Here is a 12,535-nt window from a genome sequence, read left to right as displayed (position 1 = left end):
TTTATCAACTGGGGCTAGAAATAGGAAGCAGATGACATGAATAACTTTTGTGACTTACCGAGTACAGAGCAAACCACTGTATTTACTAGAAAACTTGTTCTTAATATTTCTTTAAGCGCTCGATTAGCACGAGGGTGACCAATAAATAGTTGTAATTGGAGGGATTAGATATTACTCCTTAAACAGTGTTGAAAATAAAAGCCACTCTATATCAACTTGATTTATAACTACCATATAACGTCCACGCGATTCATCTTCTAGTGATACATCTGTGAATGGACCTGGATAATAGTAGGCCTGGGGAATGGCTTCGTATGCAGGCTCTACGATTTGCGAGTAGAAGCTTGACCGATTTTGAATATCATTATTAGTTAGTAGATTGACTACTGGCAAATTTCGAGTTTTCCTATTAACCTGGTTAAAGATTTTATGCCACGGCAAGACCTTTCGAGGTGATGCTTTTAAGCGAATGTTTGTATGAAAATCACTGTATTTCGGATTTGCTCCCTTTATACATGCTTTTCCAACCAAGTAGGGATCTACCAACGAACAACCTAGAGCTCCATAGCCTACAACCGAACCGTGAGGTTGCTTCCGGGCAACATAATAGCTTAATGATTTTTGGGTGAAGCCATTATAAAATAAGTAGTAAGGCTCACACCATATACCTGCTGCTTGGCTTTTTCGCTTCAAACGTTTAAGCAAAGTCCACTGTTGATGACTTTCATGTTTGACGCTTTTATAAATTTTATTATTAAATAATACTTTAGCTTGTAAGGGAAACCAGTAGTAGTTCTGACTATAGTCCTGAATGAATAAGTCTATGTCATGCCCATATGTGACCTCATCTTTAGCCTTCCAGATAGTAATACCACTGTTATGACGACCATGAGTAAAACGCTTTAAATAAAATATAATATCATCTGTAATGCCAATTTCAGCTTTATCTAGTCCAAATTTGTGTCGCTGGCCTAAATCTTTCCACAGATATTCAGCTATTTTCTTAAATAGTTTGGGTATTGCTGGGTCAATCATATAAGCTATTAAGTGTTATGAGAAGGCTTCTAAAGAGATCAGATGTAAAGTATGATGAATGAAGTTTTGCGCGTCGGTTGAAGCTTAAATAAAGGTGTAATTCGCGGTTGGATTTTACTGATTTTACAAATCAATAAATATAGTGTGCTATCAGTGACGAATTTTTCAAGTTGATGTATATGTTCTAGTTCGATTATTCATCCAATTCGGCCTCTTCAGGCTGCTCGATGATTTGCTTATATGACTCCTCTACTAAATCCATATCACGGTGCCTTTCCTCTAGAAAATCAGTCATAACCTTGACATACTCCGGGAAAGTCAGCTTCTCAAACCGCAGCCTATAACGGTCACAGAAATCTTCCTTTTGATCAAGGAATATCTGATAAAGCGTGCCCATATAATCAGCGCCTGGAAGCGGTTCCTCGTTAGTAGGAATACGCATGCTCAACCAGTCCCGCACACTGCTAATGATTCCTTCTACTGTGTCGCCGTGAGCACTAGGGTCTTCACCGCCTAAGTCGGTTAAGTATTTCTTGTATTCATGCGCTTTGGTGTCGAGCACTAAATATTCCTTTTCTAAATCGTAGGACTTGCCAAAATACTGGCAGCCAATAAATACCCCTAATTCCAAGGGCATATTATTGCGAGGCTCCTGACCCGATACGCTGCGCGATACATCATGAATACCATAGCGGCACTCACCTATAATATCCAATATGCGTGGGAATCGATAATTCTGTGTACTGGCTTCTAAAGCACAGCGAGCAATAAATCCGGCATGGTGGATGGTAAACACCATGGCGTGAAAAAGAGGTTTGTATTTATCGTCGAAGGGGCAGTTGATGAATACATTATAATCGTATTGCTCATGCTTCCGGCGTCTGGGCGGAGCGGGACGGCGAGTTTTCATCCTACTTCTTCCGTCTAGTATTATCTGCTGACCTCTTTGCTGGACTAGCAGCAGTTGACTTAGCGACTGTTCCGCCTGCCTTCTTCGTACTTGTGCTGCTAGAAGACGAGGCTGTCTTTTTAACCGTTGCTTTTTTGGTGCTTGCTGCGGCGGGAGCGGATTTAGTGGCAGCCGCGATAATGGTTGCGTTCTTTCGCACGGGGCGATTACCATATAACGCCCGATACTCTTCTCGTAAGGTTCCTAGCTTTTTGTCGCTGCGGGCATCTGACCCGTCTGGATTGCGGATAGCACCCTTGGCAAGACCGAGTTTTTTTTCCAGGTTTCCGATTTTGATATCGGACCGGTCTTTACGTGGCATAGAATGGACAAGCGAGCAAGTAGCAGAAGGGCTAAATGTAGCAAATAAACCCGTCCGTTTATCCTGATTTATCTGCTCACGACTTACCCCAAGTCAAAGCTCTCGTATGCCGCCAGCTCGCCGCCATTCAACGCCTCACGGTGCAACCGCCAGTTAGGCATAAACTGATCCAGCAGCCCCCGGAATCGCTCATTATGAGTTCGCTCCAGTAAGTGAATAAGCTCATGCACCACCACGTATTCCAGTAGGTGCGGCGCTACCTTCGCCAGCTCAAGGTTCAGCCAGATGCGGCGCGCCTCAATATTGCAGGTGCCCCACTTGGTCTTCATCAGCTTTACCTGCCAGTCTTGAGCCTGTACACCAATCCGTGGCTCCCATTTAGCCGCTAGCGCAGGCAGCTGATTCTTTAACTGCTCCCGATACCAAGTCTGTAGCACCCGTCCCCGCGCCACTACGTCACTATTGGGCCGTACGTACATCGTCAGGTAGGCATTGCCGCGTAGCTCTATCCGATTAGATCCAGTAGTGATTTCTCGCACTTCCAATCGGTAGCGCTGCCCCGGAAGTAATGGGTTTCGCCATCCACGTACTGACGTAGGGGTTGTCGCTCCTGATTTTCGAACTTGGCCTGCTGAGCATGTATCCAACTAAGCCGGCCAATCACCAGCCGGCGTACCGAATCATCATCTACCAGTAGGGGGGTAGCCACCCGCACCTTGCCATCGGGCGGAAGCACGGCTAAGTGCACGTTGCGGATGTTCTTACGCACTATCTCTACCTCTATCTCGCCTACTTGCATTGTGCCTGCTATGTCCGTGTTGTGGGTGCTCTTATTTTTAAAATCAATGGCCTGTCAGTACATAAGTTTCCGTTAGGCCCTTGCGCGTAAATAGTTCTTCTTGGCGCTGCGCTGACACCAAGAGTATGTCAATTTCTTGGTCGTTATCATCCCAAAATGGATGGCTAAACAACCGCTCCAGGTAATCGTTCAAGGCTTCCTTTTGAGAATCTGTGATGTCCGACCTATACAGCTTCTTGGTTCTGTCGTCAGTGGTAATCAGGTGCAAGGCTACATTCAGTACGCTTTCTAAGTAGGGAGCCCAGGTCAGCACGGCTCCTTTATGCCAGATACGGCGCACTTTCCGCTGCTCATTAGTCAGACTGGTGCCCTTCGGTGCTGCTATCCAACCCGCTAATTTAGTCTGCTCCACCAGGATGCTAGCTAAAACGCCAAAGTTGCGGGCTTCTTGGTCCCGACGATCTTGGTCCGTGTTAAAGCGTGCTTTAGAGGGTGCTAGATAGAGTACAGCCGGGTATATAGTCTTGTCGAGCAAATCCTGCGTCATAGGCATCAACAGGTCCCGCGAAGCTTCAGCCACGTAGGGCTTGAGTGCTGACATCCCTAACACTGCTGTCTTGATAGAGGCCTTTAGCGCGCCATGAGCTTCTGAGCGTGACATGCCTCGGTTACTCATCATGAATGCCACAAACTGCTCCTCTGTATGAGATTCTACGGGCTTATCTTCTAAAAACTGATCCAGCAAATCCCGGTATATGACCGATAACCTGTCCAGCAGTGTCGAAGTATAAAATGGTACCTGTTTGAGCTTTGAGTGCGCATCCAAGTTGGTGCGCATCAAGGCATCGAACAAGTTCCGCTGCCCGCTCGTCTCTTCTGGTGAGACGTAGATCTTCATATCTACTTCAGTCGCACCGTTTAGCACCTGAGCCGCTAACTTATGCTGACCATCAAACAACCGCAGCCGATTGCCTACTAATCGCGCAATAGAGGGCGCAAGTTGTGGCCGCTCACGCAAGTGGTTGCGCAACTCCACTAGTCGACGATAATCTATTACGCGGGGTTGCAGGCCTTCCTGATCATCGTTTTCCAGCCACCGTACGGGTACGCGGGAATAGAAATACGGTACTTGCAAAATGGGCTCATGATATGTTCCAAAGTTTTTCGTCGTACTTCCTTCTGCTATAACAACGGTGCTATCGTTTACTTGGCAAACCAGCTTGGCTGGCGTTATTTCTTTTAATTGAAATATGTCCTGGAGCTTGATATTGTTCTTCTTCTCCTCAAATAGCTTCTCCAGCCGGTAATTGTCCCGTGCCTCATACAGCGTCTTAATGCCCTTCTTGCGGTTGTATTCCTTCTTCACCACGCGTACGTTCACCAGGTCCGAGGGTCCATCCAGGGCCCACGCCGTTAGGTGGTCGAATTCATAGCTGTCCGTAGCCGCCGCGTCGATGGCTTCCGCCGAGATAAAGCACCGTAGCAGCCCATCTGTGCTACGCTGCTGCTGAACAACCTGATCCTTTTCTCCCGCTGATAGTTGTCGTTTGCTCATGTTTCTAAATTCGTGTAAGTAGATAGCCTGATAAATTCCTATTTGTATTCCCTATGCAGCCGCACCACTTCCAGTAGCTTCTCCGCCGCTTCCTTATCTAGCCCGCAGGCCACTACGGCGTTGCGCACCTCGATTTCCTTACCTCGGTTGCCAATCCAGTTATCCTTTTTCACGTACTGAATGGCCTCGTCAGCCGCCAACGCCAGCTCCTCGTTGTTCTCCAGCTGATTGTAGAGCGCCTTCTTACCCGGTGTATCCAGGGAAGTAGGGTAGGCCGGACCAGTGGCTGACTCCTTCGCTTTCATCTTCCGGCACAGCTCCGTAATCTTCGCTAGGTACTCCTCATACGCTGCTGCTCCTAGCCGCCGCTCCTCTACCAGCGCCTCCAGCAGCTGCGACATGGTCTCGTAGTACTTGGGGTCCGTGGCCGATTCCTGAATAATAAGCCGGCGCACGTTGTTGGCAATGGTTTCCGCCATGGCTTCCTTGCTGGCTCGCATCTTCTTCGGTAGCCCCTTGGTAGCCTCGTCGGCCCCGTACCGCACGATCATCTCAATCAGCCCCAGGTCGTCCAGGTCACCCAGCTGCTCGCTGTCTTCGGCCTTCACGTACATATCCAGCAGCTGCCGCATATCCGGCTCGTAGGCCTTCAGGTCGGGCGCTTCGCCGCTAGCAATCTTCACCGTCTCGCGCAGCTGCTCGTAGTGATTCACCTCGTACTTTACCTGCGTCGCTTCGGCCTCCGTGTAGCCCGCTGCCGGCAGCTCCGCCGCCAGGTCCACGTAGGCGTGCAGCAGGGAGGTGGTGTATTTGTACAGGTCCCGCCGGCGTCCTTCAGTGTTTTTTAGGTCTTCGGCCTTGGCGGGGTTGCCGCAGAAGTAGGCAATGTACTGTTCCTGCGTGGGGTTGGTACCTGCTGGTTCGCAGAGTATCCGCAGCTGCTCCCGCACTTCCTCCAGCCGTTTGCGGCCGGCATCCAGTCGGTTATTCAGCAGCCCCTCTACGTCCTTCTTGTCATATTCGTCGAAGGCGCCCTGAGTGTAGTCGTTGATGGCGTCCTTCAACGTCTCAAACAGGTCCTTGTAGTCGACCACGTAGCCATATTCCTTGTCCTCCCCATCCAGCCGGTTGACCCGGCAAATGGCCTGGAATAGCCCGTGGTCCCGCATCTTCTTGTCGATGTACAAGTAGGAGGCCGAGGGCGCATCAAAGCCCGTCAGCAGCTTGTCCACCACAATGAGCAGCTTCATTTGCGCGGGCTCGTCCACGAACAGCTTTTTCACCCGTATTTCAAAGTCCTCCGTCGATTCCTTACCTAGCATCTTCTGGTAGGTTTCGTACTGCTGCAGCTCGGCCGTGGCCGCACCCGTGCCCAGGCCTTGGCCCTTAGCGTGGCTGATGTGGGGCTCGTAGCTCGTCACGATGGCACACTTCGTAAAGCCATTGCTTACGAATAGCTCATAATACTTGCAGGCCTCGTAGATGCTCCCCGCCACCAGCATGGCATTGCCGCGCCCACTGTGCAGGCGCGGCTTCAGGGTCATGTCCTCGATGATGTCCTTCACGATCACTTCCAGCCGACCCTTCGAGCTGAGCACCTGCTGCATGGTGCCCCACTTCTTCTTCAGGGCCGTGCGGGTGTAGTCGTTCAGGCCGGCCGTTTTGGCCTCAAACCAGGCATCTATCTTCTTCGGTGAGCCAATGTACTGCTCAATGTCGCGCGCTTCGTAGCGCAGCTCCAGCACCACGCCGTCGCGCACCGCCGCGTCCATCTTGTAGGTGTGGATGAAGGGCCCGAAAGTTTCCAGCGTGCTCCGCTTGTCGGTTTTTAGCAGGGGCGTGCCCGTGAAGCCCAACAGCGTTGTGCCCTCGCCCAGCAGCTTCTTCAGGGCCTCGTGCAGCTTGCCCGACTGCGTGCGGTGGCATTCATCTACCAATACCCAGATTTCGCCCTTGGCCTTAAACTCCCGGCTGCCCAGGCCTTCGGCTAGCTCGCGCAGGTACTCCTCGTACCCCGCCTCGTCCTTGCGCCGCCCAAACTTGTGAATCAGGGAGCACAGCAGCCGCGGCTCGGCCTTGTGCAGCTGCGTGAGCAGGTCTTTGCCGTTCTTGGTGCGGTAGATGGTTTCGTTGACGCCCTTAAATACCTTCTCAATCTGCTCGTCCAGCTCGTCGCGGTCCGTGAGCAGCAGCACCCGCGCCTGCGGGCGGGTCTCTAGCAGCCACTTCGTGAGCCACACCATGGTCAGGCTTTTGCCCGAGCCCTGGGTGTGCCAGATCACGCCGCCTTCCTTGCGCTTGGCGTACTCCCGCGCCGCCAGCACCCCAAAATATTGATTCGGCCGGCACAGCTTTTTGATGCCCCTATCAAATATCACGAAGTCGTGCAGCAAGCTTAGCAGCCGCTCCCGGCTGCATAGTTGGGTCAGGTGCTTGTCTAGGTTGTGGGCGGGCTCTTCACCCTCCTCCAGCCATTCCAGGTAGTAGGTGGCCTCGGTGCCGGTGGTGCCATAACGCAGGCCCTCGGTATCGCTGCCGGCCATCACTAGCTGCATGGTCGCGAAGAACGGCTCAATGAACAGCTTCTTCTGGTTGTCCAGGTTCTGCCGGATGCCCTCGTGCACCGATACCGTGCTGCGCTTCAGCTCCAGCACGCCCACGGCTATGCCGTTCAGGTACAGTACCACGTCAGGCCGCTTGCCGTGCGCGCCGGGCCCGGCCGTTACGGTCACTTCCTCGGCTACGCCGTAGTCGTTTTCCAGCGGGGCCTCCCAGCGCACCAGCTTCACCGTCACGTCGGGCTTGCCGGCTTCGGGCTTCACGGGTATGCCGTAGCGCAGCAGCTGGTACACGGCTTTGTTACGCTCGTACAGGCTCACCGTCAGGTTGTCGGCTGCCTGGTGCAGCTTCTGCAACGCGCCCGTCACCAGCACCTCGCTGTAGCCTTGCCGCTTCAGGTAGTTGCGCAGCAGCTCGTCTTCGATGGGGGAGGTGCGCGGCTTGTCTTCCCAATTACCTAGGTACGTGTATCCCGGCAGGTCGCGCAGCAGTTTTACTACCCGGTTCTGCGTGGCCCGTTCCTTGTCGCCGATCTTCATACAAGGCGGAGTTTGCCGGTTAGTAGATTCTGCATCATGCCCTGCTTGAGCAGCTGCGTTTTAGCGTGCTCGGCTTCTAGAGCGGCTAAGTAGGCGTCGGCTTCGCTTAGCACGTCAGCAATAGCTCGCTGTTCCTTCAAGGACGGCGTATTTATGTTGAATAATCTAATTTTTGTCATTGATAAACTAGGCTGGGCTCCTATACTTATATGTTCTTGCATTTCATTAATTCCCAATTCGCTGGTGAAATAATGAAATAAAAACTTTGGCTCTAACTCATGCCTTGCTGTAATCTTTGCAGTATTGGGGCCTAAATGAAACCGGTTATTTTCTTCTATAAGATATACAGGGCCAATAGTGCCAACGTAGGCAAAAACCATATCCCCAATATTCAACTGACTTCTTTTTAGAAATTTAGAAGTTGCTTTCGGAATTGTTTTTATATCAGATAAGTCGAGTTTATTATGTGTAATGTTTGTGCCTCGTATTACAATGATCTCACCCTCGTCTCGATAACTGTTGAAGTACTTAGTGTATTCATAGCCTGCTAACTTGGTTATATCAGCTATATCCCCCAGCCGCTTCACCTTCCATTCCTCCGAAAAACCCCGCAGCCGCTGCTTCCTACTCAGTAGCCCCTGTAGCAGCCCCTGCTTCACGGCCCGCTGTTTCGCCAGCCGAGCCCGTTGCGCCGCCAGCAGTGCATCCATTTCTCCCAGCGCGGCGGCTATGGCTTGCTGCTCGGCAAGGGGAGGGAGAATTATTGGGAGCCTTTTAACAATGCTTCCTGTATAGCTCTGCTGTTTGGTGCCTTGACAAAACTGGAAAGCTAAAGCATCACCATAAAGAACATAGTAATAAAATAGGTATTGAGTGGTTAGTAAATCCTTGATAGGAAATAATGCTAAGCACGACTGATTAGTTGTTGCCTCTGTTCCTAAAATTGCACAACTCCCTCGCGTTCCAGCAGCCTCTAGGCCAGTAATTGCCATTAAAAAAGTACCCTTTGGCAGCAATTTTAAATTGGTTCGCTTTTGGGCCTCTTTAGAAATATGTTCTATGGTATGGGTAATTACATTGTAGTTGAGCTCTCCACTAGTGACCCAATTAATTTTCCCATCGTAATAATGCTTGTGCGCTCTATAAGGTGTAGCACCGCTAGAGAAGCCAGTCATTACCTCGCCAAAAGTCTTTGCTTCCCATTCTTGTGGTATAATCCCCAACTCAGTCAACTTATACCCTGTAGGCACTTGTGTAGCATCCATAGCTCTATTGCAATACTATTTAGTTAGCCGAAAAGCCCAGCGTAGTGAGGTAGCTGTTCACCCGCGCCTGCCGTGCTGCTACCTCGGCTTCCAACGCAGGCAATGGTTGGGCGTAGCGTTGGGCTAGGTCCGTTAGGCTGCGGGCCAGGGTGCCGCTTAGGTGAGCTAGCTCGTGGCTCAGGCCTTGGTGTAGGGTGGCCAGCCATTTATCGTCCACTACCAGCGTGCGTACCTCGTCCGGCGTTAGGGCCAGGTAGCGCTTGGCTAAGCCAGCCTCAAGAGTTGCTTCTGCGTTTTTCAGGTCAGCCTTCGCTACGTCTTCCGCCTCAAAGGCTGCTTCTGCGGCCCGCAACGCTGCTAGTTCTTCCGCATCGGCATCGGCATTGGGGGGCAATTCTTCGTCCACTTCGGCCAAATTTCCGCCCATTGCATCCACGTCAGCAAACAGGGTACCCACGGCCGCCGACCGGCCTCTGCGAGCTGTCCCTTTTAAGCTTTTCGTTTCGGTGGGTCCGGCTGCTTTAAGCCGCTTGCCTATGGCCTTGCGGTCTAGCTTGCCATCCTTGGTGTAGTCGGCCAGTACCGCGTCTTCGGCCCCGTATTCTTCCTCTAGCTCTTCCCGCTGGCGCGTGGCTTCTTCCAGCGCCGCCGAGGCCTCATCCAAGGCTGCTTGCTCGGCTGTCAGGTAGCGGGCAATTACCAGCTCCCGCGGTACCAGCTCACTATTGTAGTGGCCTTTTTTGCTCTTTGTCGTTCGGGCCTTCCAGCCCTCGGCTACCACCGCGTACACGTCGTCCTGCATGGTGGTGGCCCAGTAGTCCATCAGGTTCTGGTACACGTCGTAGCGGTCCAGCAGCGGCAGCTTGGCCAGCGTGTGCAGCAGGTCTTCCGCCAGTAGGGGCAGTAGCTGCTTGGGCTTGGTGTCGGCATTCAGCGCCAGCAGGGTAGCCTGTGCCCGTCCCGCCCACGCGCTGTATGTCGCCTCTATGCTCCGCTGAAACGCCTGGAACTCGGGGTGCTCAAACACGGTGCTGCGCACCGTGTCCGGCGCCACCCTTAGGCTCAGGTAGCCCGGCCGGTCGCCCGGTCCCAGCAGCGCATCGTGCAGCGCCGGGCACACCGCCCAGTACGCCGCCAGCGCTGCCGCGTCGGCCGCTGGAATGCCCCCCGCAGGTGCGCGTCCAGGTCCTGCTGCACTTCCCCGCCCTGAGCCTCCACGTAGCGCGGAATGTTCAGGTTGTAGCCGTTGCGCTCAATCTCCTCGTAGGGCACCATCCGCGCGTAGCCCGGCTCCTCGCGCAGCTCCCCAAACATATCTACGATACGGTGAATGTCCTGCTCGCGCAGCCGGTTCTTAGGCCCATCCTTGAGAAAGCCCTTACTCGCGTCCATCATGAAGATGCCCTGCCGGTCGGCCGCGCCCGCTTTGTCCAGCACCAGCAAACATGCCGGAATACCCGTTCCGTAAAACAGGTTGGGCGGCAGTCCGATAATGCCTTTTAAATACCCCCGCTGCACCAGGTTGCGCCGGATATCTGCCTCCGCATTACCCCGGAACAGCACCCCGTGCGGCAGTACCACCGCTCCGCGCCCCGTGCCGTTTAGGCTCCGCACAATGTGCAGCAGAAAAGCATAGTCGCCATTCTTCACCGGCGGTACCCCGTAGCCCGTAAACCGCTCAAACGGGTCATGCGTCGTGTCCACGCCATTGCTCCAGGCCTTCACCGAGAAGGGTGGGTTGGCCACTACAAAGTCGTGCGTTTTCAACCCGCCAGCTTCGTTCAAAAATTTTGGGTCAGCCAGTGTGTTGCCTTTCTGAATCTCATGAGTGTTATAGCCGTGCAGAATCATGTTCATCCGGGCCAAGGCATACGTAGCATTATCCATTTCCTGCCCGTAGATGCTTAGCTCCACCGGAGCCTCATCTGCTGCCTTTACTAGCAGAGAGCCCGACCCACAAGTCGGGTCGTACACCGTCTGCGTCGACTTTGTCGCGTGCTCAATGCCAATCACCTTTGCCATCACCCGGCTCACCTCGGAGGGGGTGTAAAATTGCCCTTTGCTCTTACCGCTCTCTGTCGCAAAGTGCTGCATCAGGTACTCGTAGGCGTCACCTAAAATGTCGTCACCGTCGGCTCGGTTGCGGCTGAAGTCTAGCCCCTCCCCCTGAAATATGCCCACTAGCGCCGTCAGCCGATCCACCCGGTCCTTCGGACTGCTGCCCAGCTTCTCCGGATCGTTGAAGCTAGCCACGTCAATAATACCCGTCAGCTCGTTGGCTTTGGCTAGGTTGGCAATGACGACGTCCATACCCTCGCCAATGTGCTTGCTGCCCTTCAGCTTCACCATATCCTGAAAGCTTCCACCTTCGGGTATTACAATCACTGAGTCGTCGCGCCCAGCATACTTGTCACTCACATATTTCACAAAGAGCAGCACCAGCACATAATCCTTGTACTGCGAGGCATCCATGCCCCCACGCAGCTGGTCACAGCTCTTCCACAACGAGCTGTATAGTTCACTTTTCTTAACGGCCATCGGGTAATAATAGAAGTAGTGTCAGATGCAGGCAATTTACCCGGTTAAGTGGGAAAGCCATCAGCTAAAAGTAGTATAGTCGTAGTCAATTTGTGGTATTTGCTACCAACATTGGGACGATTCGCTAACTTCGTTGGCTAACTATCAACTTATTATTTATGTCTGCTCCTTACAAAGCTCCCTTACACTTAGAGCCTGCTTTTAACTGCCCTTTCTGCGGAGCTTACGCCAATCATATGTGGGCCACTGGACTCCAGAAGTATGATAAATCTAGAAATGGTATGGGAAGCCTTATTACGCACATCAATACTGCTCAATGTGTTCATTGTTCTGAGCATTCTATTTGGCTCAATGCAACCATGATCTATCCTTTCGGCGGTGCAGCTCCGCTGCCTAACCCTGATATGCCCGACGATGTGCGCCAAGATTACGAGGAGGCCCGTAGCATCCTCAGCATCTCGCCCCGCGGCTCAGCCGCTTTATTGCGTTTGGCACTGCAACGCCTCTGCAAACACCTTGGCCAGCCCGGCGAAAACATCAACACCGACATCGCTGCCCTCGTCCAACAGGGTTTACCCATCACTCTCCAAAAAGCCCTCGATAGCCTGCGTGTCGCGGGCAATAACGCTGTGCACCCCGGCCAGCTCAACATCTACGACACGCCCGAAGTTGCCACCCGACTTTTTGGCCTGCTCAACATCATCGTTGATAATCAAATCACCCAGCCCCGCGCTATTGCGGAGCTATACGATACCACGGTACCACCCGAAACCCAGGCGCACATCGCCAAGCGTGACACTCCACGTCCAGCTTCTACTAGCGGAGACAGTGTAGCACGCTAGCATCAGGTTTTAGTACACTGTATCAAATCAATAGTGTACTCATTTGCCCCAGCTAAAAATTACCTGCAACTTCAACACTTTGGAATAATTCGGCATTAGATCACTCCGCTTATTCTCCCCGAGAAGTGCGTT

Annotated in this window: 9 protein-coding genes and 1 pseudogene; 1 reads left to right on the top strand and 9 read right to left on the bottom strand. The window is 52.5% G+C overall.

Annotated features, from left to right (window positions below; translation table 11 throughout):
• Window positions 1-171: 171 nt before the first annotated feature.
• The 9 genes and pseudogenes from H9L05_RS19610 to H9L05_RS24235 all read right to left on the bottom strand — a co-directional run bounded on the left by H9L05_RS19610 (window position 172) and on the right by H9L05_RS24235 (window position 11,561).
• A complete protein-coding gene (locus H9L05_RS19610) occupies window positions 172-1,035 on the bottom strand; it encodes a DUF6615 family protein (protein WP_187732337.1) in 864 nt (287 codons plus the stop codon).
• Between the two features lie 193 nt (window positions 1,036-1,228).
• Complete coding sequence (locus tag H9L05_RS19605; protein ID WP_187732336.1) at window positions 1,229-1,945, bottom strand: hypothetical protein; 717 nt, start codon at window positions 1,943-1,945, stop codon at window positions 1,229-1,231.
• A gap of 1 nt (window position 1,946) precedes the next feature.
• Entirely contained in the window at window positions 1,947-2,306 is a 360-nt protein-coding gene (locus H9L05_RS19600; protein WP_187734365.1) for a hypothetical protein, read from the bottom strand.
• Window positions 2,307-2,389: 83 nt separating this feature from the next.
• Window positions 2,390-3,105: pseudogene (locus H9L05_RS19595) on the bottom strand (M48 family metallopeptidase).
• Between the two features lie 43 nt (window positions 3,106-3,148).
• The gene (locus tag H9L05_RS19590; RefSeq protein WP_187732335.1) at window positions 3,149-4,660 is read right to left on the bottom strand and encodes a chromosome partitioning protein ParB; all 1,512 of its coding nucleotides are present in this window, start codon (window positions 4,658-4,660) and stop codon (window positions 3,149-3,151) included.
• A 38-nt stretch (window positions 4,661-4,698) separates the two neighbouring features.
• Complete coding sequence (locus H9L05_RS19585) at window positions 4,699-7,758, bottom strand: type I restriction endonuclease subunit R (protein WP_187732334.1); 3,060 nt, start codon at window positions 7,756-7,758, stop codon at window positions 4,699-4,701.
• On the bottom strand, window positions 7,755-9,023 hold the full coding sequence (locus tag H9L05_RS19580) for a restriction endonuclease subunit S (RefSeq protein ID WP_187732333.1): 1,269 nt from the start codon (window positions 9,021-9,023) through the stop codon (window positions 7,755-7,757). Before H9L05_RS19580 ends, H9L05_RS19585 begins: the two co-directional genes overlap by 4 nt.
• 19 nt (window positions 9,024-9,042) lie before the next feature.
• Window positions 9,043-10,143, bottom strand: coding sequence for a hypothetical protein (locus tag H9L05_RS24240; protein ID WP_223284585.1), 1,101 nt, complete (start codon window positions 10,141-10,143; stop codon window positions 9,043-9,045).
• The gene (locus H9L05_RS24235) at window positions 10,086-11,561 is read right to left on the bottom strand and encodes a type I restriction-modification system subunit M (RefSeq protein ID WP_223284584.1); all 1,476 of its coding nucleotides are present in this window, start codon (window positions 11,559-11,561) and stop codon (window positions 10,086-10,088) included. Before H9L05_RS24235 ends, H9L05_RS24240 begins: the two co-directional genes overlap by 58 nt.
• A 359-nt stretch (window positions 11,562-11,920) precedes the next feature.
• Here H9L05_RS24235 and H9L05_RS19570 point away from each other — a divergent pair, with 359 nt between their 5' ends.
• Window positions 11,921-12,403 (top strand): DUF4145 domain-containing protein, encoded by a 483-nt coding sequence (locus tag H9L05_RS19570; protein ID WP_223284583.1) that lies wholly within the window; start codon window positions 11,921-11,923, stop codon window positions 12,401-12,403.
• Window positions 12,404-12,535 lie beyond the last annotated feature (132 nt).

Source organism: Hymenobacter qilianensis (genome assembly GCF_014489555.1).
GTDB lineage: Bacteria > Bacteroidota > Bacteroidia > Cytophagales > Hymenobacteraceae > Hymenobacter > Hymenobacter qilianensis.
The sequence above is the reverse complement of the archived record's forward strand: the minus strand, read 5'-3'. Positions and strand labels throughout refer to the sequence as shown.